Below are 18,056 nucleotides of genomic sequence, written 5' to 3'. Positions count from 1 at the left end.
AGATGTGGCGGACAAGTCAAATCTCTGGTTTATTATGCGCTGATGTACTTTTTAGAAATCTTCCTGTTCCTGTTCTTGTTCTTGAAGGTTTGTGCGGTTTTGATCATCTTTGAGCAATTGGTTTGTGAGATTTTCAATGCGTTGTGTGGTGTCACGCATAATTTTCCCCATGGTGCGGTCTCTTTCGTTGTGGAGTCGTAAAAGAGTATTGTAGTCTTCTTGTAATTTTTTATTTTCTCGTTTTATTTCTTCCATTTCATCAATAATCATTATGCCAGCCATAACCGATAAACGATGGTCGCCAATTTCACCAAAATTGTTCTTTAAATGTGTGATATATTGATCCAATTGAGCAGCAAGCGCAATAAGACGACGTTCTTGTCCTTTGTCACAAGCCATGCGATAAACTTTACCATCAATGGTAACGGAAACAGTTTCCATACATTCAAACCTTTATCTATCAATGACAACACGAATTGTTTCCATTGCTTTAATAAGACGTTTGGAAACTTCTTTGTTTACGGACTCTAAGCGTTCAATTTGGGCTTCAGCTTTGTCAAGCGCTTGGGCAAGATGGCTGCGGTCAGCATTCATTCGTTGGATTTCTTCTTCCCATTCGTTATTTTTATCAATAACGGCATTGCGGTTTATTATGGTGATCTCTAAAGTTCTAAGTGCCTTTTCTAGGTGCTCTAAAGCATCTTGTAGAACTGTAGTCTCTTGGTTCATTGCTTTTATCCTTTGGGTAATTGTATCCTTTATCAATGTGTTATGCAAAAACGAATCACTTTCACTCTTGTGTTGTGTGCATTTTATTTTTAAGTATGTAGGATATTTTAGCAAGCAAAGCAGGGGATAGATATAAATTAAAAGCTGGATTTTTTGCGCGTATTGGCATAAATGACATGGATATACAGAACGCGTGAGGGGAATGTTATTAATATTATTGAAGTGGTGGCAAAAAGTCTCACGCTAATGGTTAGAAAATAGTATTTCTTGAGAATTTTAAGAGAATACGGAAAAAGCAACAGAATAACGTATTTAACGAAATGGTCGAGTATTCATGACAAACACCCACCAACAGAATCAGATGGCCAATGCTATCCGTTTTCTTGCTATTGATGCGATTGAAAAAGCAAATTCTGGTCATCCGGGCTTGCCAATGGGAGCAGCCGATATTGCTACGGTTCTTTATACAAGATTCCTTGCTCATGACCCCAAAAAACCTCGCTGGCCTAACCGTGATCGTTTTGTGTTATCAGCAGGACATGGGTCTATGTTGCTTTATGCTCTCTTGTATCTTTCTGGTTATGAAGATATTGGCATTGAAGATCTCAAAAATTTTCGCCAATTAGGAGCAAAGCTTGCTGGGCATCCAGAATATGGGCATGTGGCAGGAATCGAAACAACGACTGGTCCTCTTGGACAAGGGTTGGCTAATGCTGTGGGGATGGCTCTTGGAGAGCGTTTGCAAAATGCTCGTTTTGGTGATCTTATCAACCATTACACTTATGCGTTGGTGGGCGATGGATGCCTTATGGAAGGGATATCTCAAGAAGCACTTTCCCTTGCTGGTCATTTGAAACTCAATAAGCTTATTGTGTTGTGGGACGATAATAATATTTCTATCGATGGAGAGATTTCCCTTGCTGACAGTACAGATCAGATTGCGCGTTTTAAGGCATCTGGTTGGGAGACACATAAAGTCAATGGGCATGATCAAGCAGCAATTGCGCGGGCTATTGAGGCGGCACAAAATTCCGATAAACCAACTTTGATCGCTTGTAAAACAACAATTGGCTTTGGAGCACCCAATAAAGCGGGTACCAATAAAGTTCACGGAGCCCCTTTGGGCGCACGAGAAATCACTGAAACCCGTATCGCGTTAGGGTGGGATGCTGAGCCTTTCGTTATTCCAGCCGATATTCTCGATAATTGGCGCTTGGCTAGTCTCAATGCTGCTAAAAAACGCCAAAAATGGGAAGAAAAATTTGCTGATCTTCCTGTCTCAGAGCGTGTGGAGTTTGAAAGATTGATGCGGGGCGATCTCGTGGGCGGATTTGATGGCGCTATTGATACTTATAAACAGAAATTGGTTGAAGAGCGCCCCGTTGTTGCTACGCGTAAAGCTTCGGAAATGGCTCTTGAAGTGATCAATGAAGTCGTTGTTGAGACTATTGGTGGTTCGGCTGATTTAACCGGATCTAATAATACAAAAAGTAGCCAGATGAAAAGTATCTCTGCTGAAGATTTTTCAGGGCGCTATCTGCATTATGGAATTCGCGAACATGCAATGGGAGCTGTGATGAATGGTCTTGCCCTTTATGGCGGCTTTATTCCTTATGGGGGAACCTTTTTATGCTTTTCTGATTATATGCGTCCTGCTATGCGTTTGTCTTCTCTCATGGGGTTGCGGGTGATTTATGTCATGACTCATGATTCTATTGGTCTTGGTGAGGATGGTCCGACCCATCAACCCGTAGAGCATTTGGCTTGCCTGCGTGCAATGCCTAATCATTTTGTGTTCCGTCCTGCCGATGCTATGGAGACAGTCGAGTGTTGGCAATTGGCTTTGAAAGCATGCGGGACGCCTTCTACCTTGGCTTTAAGTCGACAAAATCTACCGCTTTTGCGTCAAGAGTATGAAGAAGAAAATCTCTGTATGCTTGGTGCTTATGAATTTCTAACAGCTAGCGATGATGCACAAGTGACGCTGTTTGCTTCTGGTTCAGAATTGCAAATTGCAGTGGAAGCACATGCGGTGTTAGAAGAAAAAGGCATCCCAACGCGTGTGGTTTCTGTGCCTTGTTTTGAACTTTTTTCTCAACAATCTCTCTCCTATCAGCGTGCTCTCATTGGAGATGCACCGATTAAAGTTGCCATTGAAGCTGCTGTCGCCCAAGGATGGGACCGTTTTATTGGCTGTGATGGTGTGTTTATTGGTATGGAGGGCTTTGGGGCAAGTGGAACAATTGATGCCCTTTATGCGCATTTTGGTATTACTTGGGAAAATGTTGTTGCCACCGTTGAAAAAGGGCTGGAAAAGATCAAAGAGGAAAAGACAAAGTGACAGCTTGTGTTGTCATGAATGGGGTGATTGTAGGGCATCATATTCTGTGCAGTATTGTGGATGATCTTGTGCATTATTGTGGATAAGTGAGTGAGTGATCAAGATATTGACATTGTGGGAATTAATGATTTTGGATTGGTGAAATACCCATTTATTGTGTTTTAAATGTTGTGCTTTTAAAAATTGATGAGGAAACATGTGAAATGACAGTTCGTGTTGCAATTAATGGGTTTGGTCGTATTGGTCGCAATATTTTACGTGCACTTGTGGAAAGTGGACGACAAGATGTTGAAGTGGTTGCAATTAATGATTTGGGATCGGTGGAAACAAATGCCCATTTATTACGCTATGATTCAGTTCATGGGCGTTTTCCTGGGATTGTTAAGGTGGTAGGGGATGCTATTGATGTGGGAGGTGGTTTAATAAAGGTATGCGCAGAGCGTGATCCTGCTCAATTGCCTTGGAAAGATTTGGATATCGATATTGCTTTGGAATGTACGGGTATTTTTACTGCGCGTGATAAAGCAAGTGCTCATTTAGATGCGGGGGCAAAGCGTGTTCTTATTTCTGCGCCTTCTGAAGGAGCAGATCTTACGGTCGTCTATGGGGTTAATCATCAATCTTTAAGCAGCGAGCATCGCGTTGTTTCAAATGCTTCTTGTACAACCAATTGTTTGGCGCCTGTTGCACAAGTTTTACACAACACGGTGGGCATTGAAAAGGGCTTTATGACAACAATCCATTCTTATACGGGTGATCAACCTGTATTGGATACAATGCATCGGGACCTTTATCGTGCACGTGCGGCAGCTCTTTCTATGATTCCTACCTCAACAGGAGCGGCAAAAGCTGTGGGATTGGTTTTGCCAGAATTAAAGGGATTGCTTGATGGTGTATCGATTCGTGTTCCGACCCCTAATGTTTCTGTGGTTGATTTGACATTTATCGCTAAGCGTTCCACAACAATCGAAGAAATTAATACAGCTATTGCTACTGCTGCACAAGGTTCTTTGAAGGGTGTTTTGGACACTACAGAAGAGAAACTCGTGAGTTGTGATTTTAATCATAATCCTCATTCAGCTATTTTCCACAATGATCAAACCAAAGTGATTGATGGTAAGCTCTGTCGCGTTCTGGTTTGGTATGATAATGAATGGGGCTTTTCTAACCGTATGAGTGATACGGCTGTGGCTTTTGCTAAGACAATATAAGAGGACCTCAGGGTCCTCTTTTTATAGGGAAAAGTCTCATTTTTGTGCAATTTTGAGAAAAACAGTTAGAGGCTGTTGTTCTCATGCGCTAGAGAGAAGAGGCTATTGAAAAATTGATGATGTGTTTTGTTTTAATACTGTGTCAATACGTGCTTTTAAAAGATGCATGAAAGAGTAAACTTTGAAAAAGTAAGATCTGAACGAGATACCTTTTGAGAAAACGTTAGAAAACAGGAGATGTAAACTCTTTTTCCTAGAAGTAAAAGGAAGCTTTAATAGAGATCAAGTTGAGCCAATGCATTTGTTTGCCACAATGGAATATGAAGATTAAGAGCAATGGTGGGCTTTTGTACATTTGACGATAAAAGCTTTGGATTTTTATTAAGCAAAGGGTGAGAGATAGGCTGTCGTGGATCTCTTGTAAAAGCAAAGAGGGGGATAAGTGGAAAGAAAAGTGGGCAGGGTTGTTGGATGCGTTTTTATTTGAAACAATGGAAAGTGAAGAGGAAGCAGTGATGGGGTTTCGTACACTTGATGATGTTGATGTTTTGGGTAAACGTGTTCTGGTGCGCGTAGATTTTAATGTTCCTATGGCGCAAGGTAAGGTATGCGATGAGACGCGTCTTGTACGACATAAAGAGACACTCGTTGAGCTACAAAAGCGTGGTGCTAAACTTATTCTGCTTTCTCATTGTGGTCGCCCCAAAGGAAAGGTAGAGCAAGAGTTTTCACTCCGTCCTGTTGTGCAAGTGCTGGAAAAGATCATTAATCAGCCGGTTGCTTTTGCTCCTGACTGTATCGGTTCGGCGGTGCAGGTTGCAGTTGAGTCATTACAAAATGGTGGTGTTTTACTGCTTGAAAATGTTCGTTTTTATGCTGGTGAAGAAAAGAATGATTGTTCTTTTGCAGAAGCTTTGGCTCATAATGGAGATCTCTATGTCAATGATGCTTTTTCAGTTTCTCATCGTGCCCATGCTTCGGTGGAGGGAATAACGCATTTGTTGCCTTCTTATGCAGGACGCTCTTTGCAAGGTGAATTGCAGGCATTAGAAAAAGGACTTGGCAATCCAGCACGTCCTGTGGTTGCCCTTGTGGGAGGAGCAAAGGTTTCTAGTAAGCTTTTTGTGCTCAATCATTTGGTGGAAAAAGTTGACTCCTTAATTATTGGTGGGGGGATGGCTAACAGTTTTTTAGCAGCGCAAGGTATCCATGTAGGGAAATCACTGTGTGAACATGCATTGATGGAAACGATAAAAAAAATTATTAAAAAAGCGCGAGAGTGTCACTGTACGCTTCTGCTCCCTCAGGATGCTGTTGTGGGATTTCGTTTTGAAAAAGATGCACCGCATCGTCTTTATGACATTGAAGATATTCCACAAGATGGCATGATATTGGATATTGGGACGCGCTCTATTGCGCATATCAATGCTGCGATAGATGAAGCTGCTACTCTTGTGTGGAATGGACCCCTTGGTGTTTTTGAGATGCCTCCCTTTGATAAGGGAACCATTGCCGTTGCACGCCATGCAGCAGAACGTAGTTTGACGGGAAAGTTGGTTTCAATTGCGGGAGGGGGCGATACGGTTTTTGCCCTTAATCATGCCGGTGTTGCCAATGATTTTACTTATCTCTCAACTGCTGGAGGAGCTTTTTTGGAATGGATGGAAGGTAAGGTTCTTCCTGGTATTCTTGCCCTTATGCAGGCTTAAAGGGCTTCTTTGAAGGGGAAGGTTAAAGAAAAACTATACGGTCGTGTAGAGTGTTTTGATAGTGTTGCGCATTTTTAGAAATTAAGACAAAATAAGAGGAATTTTTTATGAATGAACGGCTTGAAGATATTGCACTTGCTTTGGTGCATGCGGGTAAAGGTATTTTGGCGGCAGATGAAAGTACGGCGACCATTGGAAAGCGTTTTGAAAGCATTGGTGTTGAATCCAATGAAGATAAGCGCCGTGCTTATCGTGAAATGCTTTTTAGTACAAAAGAAGCGATGGAAAACGCCATCTCTGGGGTTATTTTATTTGATGAAACCATTCGGCAAAAAGCATCAACTGGGAAAATGTTGACGGATCTTATTCGGGATTCAGGCGCTTTGCCAGGGATTAAAGTTGATACCGGTGCAAAACCCTTGGCTGCTTTTCCCCAAGAAACAATTACCGAAGGGTTGGATGGTCTTCGTGAGCGGCTAAAAGATTATTATGCTTTGGGAGCACGTTTTGCTAAATGGCGTGCGGTAATTGCTATTGATGAATACACTTTGCCAACAAGAGGCGCCATAAGACAAAATGCACAAGCTCTTGCACGCTATGCTGCCTTATGTCAGGAGTTCAATATTGTGCCCATTGTTGAGCCGGAAGTGTTGATGGATGGATCATCGTGTGGGCATTCAATTACACGCTGCTTTGAGGTGACACGCACTGTTTTGCAGGCTGTCTTTAAAGAATTGTTTGAAGCTCGTGTTCTTTTGGAGGGGATGATTTTAAAGCCCAATATGGTGATTGATGGAAAGGATGCACGCAAGGCTTCTGTTGAAGAAGTTGCTGAAAAGACCGTCCAAGTGCTTAAACAAACTGTTCCTGCTGCTGTTCCAGGAATTGCTTTTCTTTCTGGAGGGCAGTCTGATCAGGAAGCAACGGCGCATTTATCTGCTATGAATTCTTTGGGCGTATTGCCTTGGAAATTGACCTTTTCCTATGGACGCGCATTGCAAGCAGCTGCCTTAAAAGCATGGGCAGGAAAAGATGAGAATATTGCTGTTGCACAGAAGGCATTTCGTCATCGGGCTCGGATGAATCATCTTGCGGCTTTGGGACAATGGACAAGAGAACAAGAAAAAGCGTGCGATTGAAGCACAAGCCCTGTTTTTAAATGCGGAGAGATTTTGCATGTTTCTGCGTGATTTTTTGTGCCCTCATCATGATAAAAATGGCGGGGGCGTTTTAGACTTGAAAGCTTTCTCAGAGAGTTTTTTCCTTGGACCTTTTAAAAGTCTTTAATGGGTGCTATCGAGAGATAAGATTGCGGGAGAGGTGCAATTTCGAGAAGGGGAGACAATGCTAGGAAATTTGTGAATGCACAGCACTTTAGTATGGTGTCGTTCATGGGTGGGCACTTGCTTTTTGAGTGAAAATCAGAAAGCTCATACTGTATTGAAGAGTTTGATATTGTGATATTTTTTCTTTTTCATGTTATCATTACTTGTCATCAGCAGAATTCATTTGATTGCAGTTTCAAAGGTGGATTAAGCGGGTAGATTAGAAAGTTGCGATTTCTGAGCGGATTGGAATACAGCTTATGAAGCTTTTCTGCGTCAGGATAGCTTCCTCTTCAATGGGGGTAGTTTTTCTATTGGCGAACGAATTGAATAACTCTTGCGAAAGAAAATAGATTTGTACCTCAATAAAACACCTATTTTTTCGTTAAAATGGATAAATTTTTCTTGTATTTTGTGATGATATAATTAAAAATAAATAACTTCATAGCATCTTGGCTTAAAACGGGGGGAGTTGTGGACGGTATATCTTCTAAAAATAACAGCATATCTTCTAAGAATACAAGCATCAAAAGAAAAAATCGATACGCAGAACAGAGCTTTTCTGCAATTATGATGCGAAAATTGTGCAATATGGTGCGTGGGGTATTCGAAGGGATCTTTACAGTATTTACTTTCATAATTTTTATTATCTTGCTCAGCATACGTGGACCGGTTCATACCGCATTAAAAGTTTTTGGGTCGGTGAGTGGAATAGGGTGCTTTTTCTTTTTTGTCGGATACTACTTAGAACGCCGTGACGCAACAGCAGATGAAGCCGGTATATCGTTCGCATTACTCATGGCAATTGCTGAAGGCGTTTCTTCTATTTGCTGCCTGTCTGCTGCGTGGGGTTACGACGCTCTCTTATTCCGTTTAGCACCTCCTGGGTATGTTCTTATTCTCCCTGAATAAATAGAGTGCAATTCGTTTGCATACAAATAAAAATGAGAGGCTGTCTGCCTCTCAAATTCTTAATAATCGCTCTCCAAAATCATAACATCAAACCCGCTTTTAATGAAGGGACTAACAAGCCTTGGGTCCTTAAGCCTCAAGGCAACCCTTTACAAGGGCGGTGCGCCTAACGGCATCCTTGACCTTAAGACACTCAAATGGCTTATTTTGTTTTTCTCATGTATGATATAAGGGGCAAGCTTCTCATCGTGCCTAAATGGTAACTTATCGTGTGTTAAATGGAAAAATGAGAAAAAGCATCTTTATGCAATATAATCCAATTATAATTTTTTGATTTGAAGGTAAAGGGTTTAAAGTTCTACAAGACTGATACGATAAAGGGGGGAAGTTGCCTATCTTAGAAACTAAGGCGTATTTTAGGTGCTCTTGATATAGTTACCAAATGGTTTTGAAGACTTATCCTTTTAGCTCTATTCACTAAAAGGTCATTTTGAGGGGGCTTGGCTAATGAATGTAAAGGAAAATTAGCACGTAATATTTCGCTTTGCTGGTATAGATGCTGAATGAGTTAATTATCGAGAGGATCACTGAAGAGGGAGCGCTAAAAAATGGTGAAAATCCTCCGTACTTCGGTGAATTCGTGGTTGAAGATATAATCGTAGAACTTGGCTTATCTGTTCCTGAAACAGCTGAATGGTTTGAAATGGTTAGGGTGTCAGTTCTGCATATGCTTGACTCGCTATACAAAAAAATTACGATTTCGTGCAAGCTTTAAAACATAAATACCCTAAAGATATATCCTCTTTGTACATGTTCTTATCATCGTTAAAATGCCTTCTTAAAGCACGACAGGGGATGCTATAAAATTGAGAGCTGTAAAATATATGGGGCTTGGAGGGGGTGAGAAGATGGTGTTCAATCGAAGTACTCTATCCTTATTTTTATGGGCTATGCCTGAAAGAGAGAGCTGGAGAGACAATTTATGAGCAAAGAGAAAGTGTTTTGAGGTTGCGTGTCTGCAAGAGCAGAACAGTAGTCGTGGTGATATTTAAAAACAATAAATTTGATAAAATTTTACAATTTTGCCAAAAGCCAGTTTATTATAAAAGCTGTTGCTTATACGCGCTCATACAAAAGTTATAAGAAGCCCAAAAGTGCTAAAAAAGTCTTTGCTCTTTTTCAATAAGACGGATCTGCAAACAATATTCAAAAAGTGTTCGTGTGTTTGAAAGAGAATAAAAGGATATTCTTGCAATAGAGAGAAGCGTATTTGTGAATTACAATTTGTCATGATTTTCGGTAAACACTATTGTTTAGAGCGGTGAGAGAGGGCATGAAAAAATTTTTATATTCAGTTTTTTAAAGAGTGTGGTCAGTCTTTAGGGTAGTGCTTGTGTCCCTAGAGCCTATCAAGTGAGCCGCGTAAGGGTTTCAGCAAGCGAGCACCATTATACTCTTTGCCAGCGTATACTCTTTTGTCAGCGCCCCAATGTTTTGACAGCCCTTAGAACGTAAAGGGGCAAGAGAGGTATTTTATTCCTTTCTTGTACCGTTTCACTTCACACGCCAACTCTGCTTGTGATGAGCAAGCCAAGAGATTTTGTTTGACTCACTATGAGGGTTTGACATGAGAAAATCCTATGGTATTCATGATCTTTCATGAAAAACAATGAATTGTCCTTATAAATCAACGTGACAGTGCTGTTATGAAGAGAACTCCTTGCACATCTTAATAGCCCATAGAGATTTAACTGGGTATTATTTTATATTCTGTACACAGAAGTGTCTTTATAAAAATACTCCATCTTGCGCAGAAAAAAGAACAACCCGTTAAGACTTTAAAAGAAAAAAACTCAATTTTTTTCCCTCTTTTTTCCATGAGCCCTTAAATTAATAATTCTCTACCTGTAAAGCGCGGTATTCACGCCCAAGTACTGCTCTTGTATCAAGATCACTCACTCAGGTGAAAATTGGAGTTTTGCGAGGTAAGCATAAACGCCATTTTTTGCCACAAGTTCGGCATGGGTTCCTTCTTCCACAAGGGCGCCTTTATCCATAACAAGAATGCGATCTGCTTTTAAAATTGTTGCCAAACGATGTGCAATGACCAAGGTTGTGCGGTTTTGCATCAACCCTTCTAAGGCGTCTTGCACCAACTTTTCACTGTTTGCATCTAAAGCCGATGTTGCTTCATCAAGCAGCAACAGGGGTGCATTTCTTAAAATTGCCCGCGCAATACCAATGCGTTGTTTTTGTCCCCCAGAAAGCATGGTACCGCGTTCTCCTACTTGCGTATCCAAGCCATCTGGTAAAGCTTGAATAAATTCAAATGCATTAGCCGCTTTAGCAGCAGCAAGGATTTCTTCTTCATGGGTATTTTCAGTTCCAAAAATAATATTATCACGCAATGTTCCATCAAAAATAGCAACATCTTGTGGAACATAGGAAATTGCACTGCGTAAATCTTGTAAAGAAAGGCGATTAATTTCTATGCCATCCAACCGAATTGTTCCATTTGTCGGATCATAAAAACGAAGGATCAAAGAAAAAATGCTGCTTTTTCCTGCTCCGGAAGCCCCAACAAAAGCAACCGTTTCGCCTGCTTTTACAGAAAATGAAAGCGAGCGTAAAACCTTCTCTTGTGGTCTAGAAGGATAGGTAAAATCAACCTGATCAAAAACAAGTTCACCTCGAACAGGTTGCTCTAATGATAAAGCATTTTTAGGAGCTACAATAGTAGGTTGTTCTTGTAACAATTCGGCAAGCCGTTCAGCAGCGCCTGCTGCTTGGATTAATTCTGCTCCCAGTTCCGATAATTGCGCAAAAGTAGAAGCTCCAAAAACCGCATAAAGGACAAATTGCCCTAATGTCCCTCCTGTCATCGTTCCATTCAAAACATCGCGCGATCCAATCCATAAAACAGCAACCACACTGCTAAAAACCAAAAAAATTGCAAACCCCGTAAAAAAGGAGCGCAAGATTACAGAAGCACGTGCTGTTTGAAAAGCACGTTCTATCAATTGTGAAAAACGTATTGTAACGAGTTTTTCAGCGGTAAAAGCTTGCACAGTGCGAATAGCACTTACCTGCTCTGTAGCAACAGCATTGGCATCTGCGAGACGATCTTGCGCCGCGCGGGTACGAGAGCGAACTTTACGTCCAAAGACTACCAAGGGAATGGCCACAACAGGAATAGCAGCTAAAACCAACAAAGACAATTTAGCATTGGTGATCACCATCATCACGACGGCTCCGATCACGATAATCAGCTGACGCAAAGCGGTAGAGGCGGTAGAGCCCACAGCTAATTTTATTTGTGTGGTATCTGTTAGAAGCCTTGAAACAATCTCTCCTGAATGTGATCGATCAAAAAAAGCAGGAGAAAGTTTCATAATATGGACAAACACATCACGCCGTAAATCGGCAACAATCCGTTCTCCCAAGGTGATAACACAGTAATAACGGGCTGCTGAAGCAAATGCGAGAAACAAGGCTAAGATAAACAAAATTCCAAAGTAAAAATTGATATGTCCATGGCTTGAAGTAGAAAACCCATGATCAAACATTTGGCGGATAGCCACAGGCAAAGCTAATGTGACTAGAGCAGCAACAGATAACGCTAGAAAAGCAAAGATAAACAACCAACGATAGCGCAAAAGATAAGGAACAAAAATTGCAAGCGAAGAGAATGAAGATTTTTTAGGGGAAGACTTTGTCGATTTTTCTGAACGAGAACGTAATGTCATAAAATTTTGCTCACTGTATTGGATTTGTAACACTTGATACAATGATGTATCTTGAACACTTGTTTTTTGATGCGTGCTCAGTTATAGAAATAAATACTTTAATCAATGTATCAAAAAGACAAAGGAAGTGCACTTAAAAAAACAAGCAAGTGCTATTTCATTCTATAAACGCAAAAGGTTTGACGCATGAAAGCGAATATTCACCCCAATTATCATAAAATTACCGTTGTTATGACGGATGGAACCCAATATACGACGCGCTCTACTTGGGGAAAAGAAGGCGATACTCTTAATCTAGATATTGATCCAAGAACGCATCCGGCATGGACAGGTGGCTCCCAAACACTCGTAGATCGTGGTGGTCGTCTTTCTAAATTCAAAAATCGTTTTGGTAATATTGGCATGTAAAAGCCTCCTTTTTATGGGGAACAAAGGTTTTAAACAAATCGATTGCAAATGGATGGATTTTTATCCTATCAAAGAGTGCACTTTAAATATTAATTCAAAAACGCATCCGACATAAACAGATGGGTCTTAAACACTTATAAATCATTGTGGTTGCGTTTTTAAATTCAAAAATCATTTTGAATATATGCATAAATCCTTTCTTCCCTAGAGTATAAAGACTTGAAATAAAATAATTGTAAACTTTTCTTCTTTTTTTGGAACTGAACATACCCATGGAGAGGAAATTTTGGCCACTTCTAAAGCTGCCAATGCATTTGAATTTATTCAAGCTTTACCAGATGGCTTGGATACGCAAGTAGAAGAACGTGGTACTATGCTTTCTGGGGGGCAAAAACAACGCATTGGTATTGTACTGGCGATTTTAAGAAATGCAGCCCTCTTGTTGCAAGCTGGCACCGTCATTATATTTGCCAACTCGTGGATGTTGCTACAGCCCTTGGCACTTGAGATAATTTATTATAGGCATTTTAAGTTCTTTCTTAATAGTTTTTTATTCACGCGGGCTCTCTCCGCTTGGTACGTGCAAAAGACATGGTTTTGATTGGTTCACCATGGAACAGGTTTGAAATGAGAGAATCTTACGGTATTCGGGATTCTCATTCAACATACAAGACAATGAATTATTATTATAAATCAAAATGTTGCCACTTGATGAAGCAAGATTTGCTTTAGATGCAAACAGTGAAAAGTTGGTGCAAGATACCTTAGAAGGATTGATGCAAAATCCTAAATCCTGGTCATTGCACATCGTTTGGCAACAATTTTAAAAGCAGATCGTATTCTCGTGATGGATAAAGGCGCTTTTGTGGAAGAAGGAACACACAACTCATTATAAAAAATAATGTTTATGCGCATTTGGCTCAACTGCAATTTTCATCTGAGTAAGTGATCTTGATACAAGAGCAGTATCTTTAAGGGCATAAACAGTATTCTTTTCAGACAGGCTTATCAATTTAAATCTCTCATGGAAAAAAGAAAAGCAAGCATTGAGGTGTTTTTCTTTTTTAACGGGCTGTTCTTTTTTTGCCTGAGATGAAGTATTTTTATAAAGACACTTCTGTGTATAGAATGTAAAACGATGCCACGTTAATCTCTATGAATAATTAAGGGGAGAGTTCTCTTCATAACAGCACTGTCACGTTGATTTATAATGATAACTCATTGTTTTTCATGAAAGATCATGAAAAACATAGGATTTTCTCATGCCAAATGTAGTTATATTAAATCAATCAAAACCATGTCTCTTGTATGTGGCAAGCAGAGAGAGCTCGCGTGAATAAAACACTTTAGAAAGAATAAGTCCTCTTTATGAATCGTCTCAAGTTTCAAGGGCTATCACAACGGGGGGCGCTGGCATAAGAGTATGATGGTGCTGGGCTACTTAAAGAAGAACTGCTAAATAGGCAGAGGCGCTTTTTATTGATGTTATAAAACAGTGCGAACAAAGCACGCAGTTTGTTTTGCTGTTTGGTTGAGTTAAGGTTTTTATTACTTTGAAAATCAATATTTCATGGATCATGCATTTTGAGGGCTTATAAGGCTTTTCTTTAAAGTACATAAATCATTAAAACAGCATTATTAAATACAAATTGTTTTATTTTACCAATAAAAACATCTATATTTTGTGTATTGTTTTTATTAAAATATAATATGTAGTGATTTTCAAATCAGATGTACACACAATGATACAATATCGAGGGATCGATAAAAGAGCTGCGTTAAATATTGGTGGGAATAAAAGAGAGCAAGAATGGAAGAAGACATAAAATTGGCAATAGCTTTCATAATAGCTATAATTAAGGTCATTTGGAAATGGGGGAAAAAATGTGGGAGTGTAAGATGCGGCGTTATGATTTTCTGCATCATATGGATGGGGAAGTCGTGGTATTCGGGATACTCAGTGGATTTTTTGTTCGGTTTGGCAATGATAGTGTGTTGTGGGGGAAGCTTAATGCTTGCATTGGCAATTTATCAGAACAAGCATTTAACTAAACAACTTGAGCAAAAAGAGCAAGAGTGCGCTGGATATCAAGATATTATTGCTCAAGGGGAACAGAAATGTCTTCAATTGACTGAACAACTTGAGAAAAAAAAGCAAGAGTGCGTTGGATATCAAGATATTATTGCACAAGGGGCATATAAGTGTCTTCAATTGACTGATCAACTTGAGCAAAAAGCGCAAGAGTGCGCTGGATATCAAGATATTATTGCACAATGGGAACAGAAGTGTCTTCAATTGACTGACCAACTTGAGCGAAAAGAGCAAGATTGCGCTGGACATCAAGATATTAGTGCACAATGGGAACAGAAGTGTCTTCAATTGACTGAACAACTTGAGCAAAAAAAGCAAGAGTGCGTTGGATATCAAGATATTATTGCACAATGGGAACAGACGTGTCTTCAATTGACTGACCAACTTGAGCGAAAAGAGCAAGAATGCGCTGGACATCAAGATATTATTGCACAATGGGAACAGAAGTGTCTTCAATTGACTGAACAACTTGAGCAAAAAAAGCAAGAATGCGCTGGACATAAAGATATTATTGCACAAGGGGAACAAAGGCTTGTTAAAAAAACTCAAAAAGTATCGCAGGAATGGTTGAAACAATGGGATGAGGGAGTAAGGCTATGGGAAAGAGACGTACTGGGGATAAAAAATCCTAGGGAAGATATGAAATTCAGTGGAGATCGGCTTCCATTGGTAAAGGATATTTGTGTTCGAGGGGATCACAAAGTGCGTTTATTGTACAAGCAAGCACTTGGAAAAAAACTTACTTATGAACATTACAAAAAAATATGTAGTCTCTTGGATACCTCGTATTTTAGGAAATTTTTTATAAAAGCAGTGCGATTAATGAGAAGGAATGGAATAACTCTGCAAAAGTTTGTAGATCCTCTTACGAAAAAAAAACGGAGTCAACCTACAATGTTATTACTTCATTGGTGGTTATATGTTCTTGATGATATGATTACAGCTGAATGCAAACAGCACCAAAAGGAAAACTTTACAGGGGAGGATGAAAAGAAAAAATTTACAGATACTTTGTGGGACCACATATCTATAAGTATAGAACACAAAGAGATAGAGAAAATGCTAAAGCTTTCGGAATCTTGGTCTGGTGAGTGTACTTTATTATTATATTGTAAAAAGAATGTGTTGTTGTTGTTGTGTGATATTTCCAGTGATTATAAGGAGGCAAGAGAAACTTTCATTTACTATAAGAAGCTTATTAAAACAGTGAAAAAAGGCTATGTTGCCTTTGATAATGGTTGCCATTCTGTCACAGTTAGAGATGTAATCAATACTTGTAAAGAGAATGACACAAATAGAGCAAAAAAGCTTTCCATTGTTGAAGGGAATCCAACATTTGAAGAAGCTTACAAATTAGGCGTTAAAGAGTGGATGAAATCATCAAATGAGAAATGCGATAACCGATTGATCTTTTGGGAGAAGCTTGTTGAGGAAAAAAAGTTAAAAGAAAAATTAAAAATTATCTTCGGTAATGAGAAGGTAAAGGCGCTGAAAGAGGTTGTTGAAAAAGATAAAGAGCAGCTTGCAAGTGAAATGCAGAAAGCAATTTTGGAAAACAAAGATTTTCATTATTATAAATGTCGTCGGCATTTGATAAACTATTTGTAAAACGGTTGAATAAAGGGGTAGAGAACAACCCACTGAATCAGTGGTTTTTCTGAAATTTCTGCTATTATGTAGTGGTGGAAAAGAGTGAAAACTCTTAAGCATATGCGGCAGCTTTTATGAGAGAGGAGAGTTTTTCGATCAATGGATAGCGCACTGTAAAGAGCATATATTGAGGAGTAAATGGGCTGTGTTCTTGTTTTGGGTGCGATAATTGCTTTTTGGGGCGTTTGGTTATGATGGGATTTGTGTTTATTGCCTTTTGCAGCTTGTTTGCAGGGGAATTTGAATAACAGAAACGTCAATAAGGTAAGCTATTGGGGATTGCTTTTGTGGGGGGTATAGCAAGTACATTTTTTGTTCGTGGTGATGTTTTTTGTCACTATCTAATCAGTTATTTCCTATCGTTTTCTGTAAAGAAAATTAAAAACTCTTTCTTCATGTGTTTGTTTAAGGTTCTAAGGGTTTTGTAAAAAACTGTAAGAATTAAATGCTTTTTTGAAGTTTTTTTTATAGTTTGATGCGAATGTGTTCATTTCCGGCAATGATATTTTTTTTGCGAAATATATCGCTGCTGCCTTCTTTATCAGTGACAAAAACACCGGTTTTGCGAAGCATCAGTATGCTGGTAGTTTTATCAAAAATGTGCAGGTTATCTCCCCAAAAACCATCGGTTTTTTCTGCGGCGACATAAGATAAACTCAAGAGCAGCGCCAAAACGGCGCAATCCAGTAACTTCCATCATTATATTGCGTAATTCAATAAGATAGGTTCCATGATTTGGGCGACCAAAATGAGGCATTCCCGTGGCAATGACACAATCTTCCAGTCTGCGTCGAGCAGAAACGCGACAGCGTCGGTTATTGAAAAAAGCACCATACCCGCGTTCTGCGGTGAAGAGTTCATCACTCACGGGATTGTAAATGACACCACCAACGATTTTTCCTTGGCTTTCTAAGGCAATGGAAACAGCAAAAAAAGGAATGCCATGGAGAAAATTTGTGGTGCCATCTCAAAGGGTCAACAATAAAACGGTGTTGTGAATCTTCTCCAGTGATTTCTTCTGACTCTTCCATCAGAAAACCAAATTTGGGGTGCGCTTTGCTTAATTCATTTAAAATAATTTTTTCCGCTTTGCGATCTGCTTGGCTGAGGTAATCTGCTGGATTTTTTTAGGCTTAAATGCCTTTTTTGAGGGTTTTTTCTAATTTTAGGCGAATGTGTTCATTGCCGGCAATGATATTTTTTTTGCGAAATATATTGTTGCCGCCTTCTTTATCGGTGACAAAACCACCGGCTTCACGAACCATCAATATTCCAGCAGCCATATCCCAAATTTGCAGGTTATCTTCCCAAAAGCCATCGGTTCTTCCAGCAGCCACATAAGCTAAATCAAGAGCAGCAGCACCAAAACGGCGAAGTCCGGCAACCTCTGCCATCACATTACGTAATTCAATAAGGTAGGTTCCATGATTTGGGCGACCAAAATGAGGCATTCCTGTAGCAATGACACAATCTTCTAGTCTGCGTCGAGCAGAAACGCGACAGCGGCGGTCATTGAAAAAAGCACCACACCCGCGTTCTGCGGTGAAGAGTTCATCATTCACGGGATTGTAAATGACACCACCAACGATTGTCCCTTGGCTTTCTAAGGCAATGGAAACAGCAAAAAAAGGAATGCCATGGAGAAAATTTGTGGTGCCATCTAAAGGGTCAACAATAAAACGGTGTTGTGAATCTTCTCCAATGATTTCTTCTGACTCTTCCATCAGAAAACCAAATTTGGGGCGCGCCTTGCTTAGTTCATTGAAAATAATTTTTTCCGCTTTGCGATCTGCTTGGCTGACATAATCTGCTGGTCCTTTCAAAGACACTTGCAAATTTTGCACTTCACCGTAATCACGTACCAACGAGCGTCCTGCTTTCATTGCAGCTTGCACCATGACATTCATGACTGCAGAATGGGCCATTTTTTATT

At 39.8% G+C, this 18,056-nt stretch carries 13 protein-coding genes and 2 pseudogenes; 10 read left to right on the top strand and 5 right to left on the bottom strand.

Annotated elements, in window-relative coordinates; all coding sequences use genetic code 11:
* Positions 1-51: 51 nt before the first annotated feature.
* Positions 52-441, bottom strand: a complete 390-nt coding sequence (locus ACFIMK_RS02040; RefSeq protein ID WP_375613188.1) for a cell division protein ZapA — start codon at positions 439-441, stop codon at positions 52-54.
* A 12-nt stretch (positions 442-453) separates the two neighbouring features.
* Positions 454-729 carry a DUF4164 domain-containing protein gene (locus ACFIMK_RS02035; RefSeq protein ID WP_005774573.1) on the bottom strand — a complete coding sequence of 92 codons (276 nt, stop codon included), beginning with the start codon at positions 727-729 and terminating at the stop codon, positions 454-456.
* A gap of 334 nt (positions 730-1,063) precedes the next feature.
* Between ACFIMK_RS02035 and tkt the strand changes: the two genes are divergently transcribed.
* The 5 genes from tkt to ACFIMK_RS02010 all read left to right on the top strand — a co-directional run bounded on the left by tkt (position 1,064) and on the right by ACFIMK_RS02010 (position 8,227).
* Positions 1,064-3,070, top strand: a complete 2,007-nt coding sequence (gene tkt / locus ACFIMK_RS02030) for a transketolase (RefSeq protein WP_375638265.1) — start codon at positions 1,064-1,066, stop codon at positions 3,068-3,070.
* Between the two features lie 203 nt (positions 3,071-3,273).
* On the top strand, positions 3,274-4,281 hold the full coding sequence (gene gap / locus ACFIMK_RS02025) for a type I glyceraldehyde-3-phosphate dehydrogenase (RefSeq protein ID WP_375611739.1): 1,008 nt from the start codon (positions 3,274-3,276) through the stop codon (positions 4,279-4,281).
* 515 nt (positions 4,282-4,796) lie between these two features.
* On the top strand, positions 4,797-5,990 hold the full coding sequence (locus ACFIMK_RS02020; RefSeq protein WP_375632092.1) for a phosphoglycerate kinase: 1,194 nt from the start codon (positions 4,797-4,799) through the stop codon (positions 5,988-5,990).
* Positions 5,991-6,097: 107 nt separating this feature from the next.
* Entirely contained in the window at positions 6,098-7,129 is a 1,032-nt protein-coding gene (locus tag ACFIMK_RS02015) for a class I fructose-bisphosphate aldolase (protein WP_375682912.1), read from the top strand.
* A 660-nt stretch (positions 7,130-7,789) separates the two neighbouring features.
* Complete coding sequence (locus tag ACFIMK_RS02010; RefSeq protein ID WP_375638267.1) at positions 7,790-8,227, top strand: hypothetical protein; 438 nt, start codon at positions 7,790-7,792, stop codon at positions 8,225-8,227.
* 1,955 nt (positions 8,228-10,182) lie between these two features.
* Here ACFIMK_RS02010 and ACFIMK_RS02005 read toward each other — a convergent pair.
* Positions 10,183-11,973, bottom strand: a complete 1,791-nt coding sequence (locus ACFIMK_RS02005; RefSeq protein WP_375682911.1) for an ABC transporter transmembrane domain-containing protein — start codon at positions 11,971-11,973, stop codon at positions 10,183-10,185.
* 186 nt (positions 11,974-12,159) lie between these two features.
* Here ACFIMK_RS02005 and rpmE point away from each other — a divergent pair, with 186 nt between their 5' ends.
* From rpmE to ACFIMK_RS01980, 5 genes and pseudogenes are all read left to right on the top strand, one after another.
* Positions 12,160-12,381, top strand: coding sequence for a 50S ribosomal protein L31 (rpmE, locus tag ACFIMK_RS02000; protein ID WP_005774581.1), 222 nt, complete (start codon positions 12,160-12,162; stop codon positions 12,379-12,381).
* 286 nt (positions 12,382-12,667) lie between these two features.
* A complete protein-coding gene (locus ACFIMK_RS01995; RefSeq protein WP_375638269.1) occupies positions 12,668-12,982 on the top strand; it encodes a hypothetical protein in 315 nt (104 codons plus the stop codon).
* Between the two features lie 97 nt (positions 12,983-13,079).
* Positions 13,080-13,326, top strand: a pseudogene (locus tag ACFIMK_RS01990) (ABC transporter); the annotation flags it as partial.
* A 939-nt stretch (positions 13,327-14,265) separates the two neighbouring features.
* Positions 14,266-14,433, top strand: coding sequence for a hypothetical protein (locus ACFIMK_RS01985; RefSeq protein WP_273790483.1), 168 nt, complete (start codon positions 14,266-14,268; stop codon positions 14,431-14,433).
* A 412-nt stretch (positions 14,434-14,845) separates the two neighbouring features.
* Complete coding sequence (locus ACFIMK_RS01980) at positions 14,846-16,081, top strand: hypothetical protein (protein WP_375693511.1); 1,236 nt, start codon at positions 14,846-14,848, stop codon at positions 16,079-16,081.
* A 490-nt stretch (positions 16,082-16,571) separates the two neighbouring features.
* Here the strand turns inward: ACFIMK_RS01980 and ACFIMK_RS01975 are convergent.
* Both ACFIMK_RS01975 and ACFIMK_RS01970 read right to left on the bottom strand, forming a co-directional pair.
* Positions 16,572-17,250, bottom strand: a pseudogene (locus ACFIMK_RS01975) (inositol monophosphatase family protein); the annotation flags it as partial.
* A gap of 6 nt (positions 17,251-17,256) precedes the next feature.
* Positions 17,257-18,048, bottom strand: coding sequence for an inositol monophosphatase family protein (locus tag ACFIMK_RS01970; RefSeq protein ID WP_375638271.1), 792 nt, complete (start codon positions 18,046-18,048; stop codon positions 17,257-17,259).
* Positions 18,049-18,056 lie beyond the last annotated feature (8 nt).

The sequence above is a fragment of the Bartonella sp. AP280QHHD genome, assembly GCF_042196125.1.
Classification (GTDB): Bacteria; Pseudomonadota; Alphaproteobacteria; order Rhizobiales; family Rhizobiaceae; genus Bartonella.
Note: the sequence above shows the minus strand (reverse complement) of the source record. Positions and strands in the feature narration are given on the sequence as shown.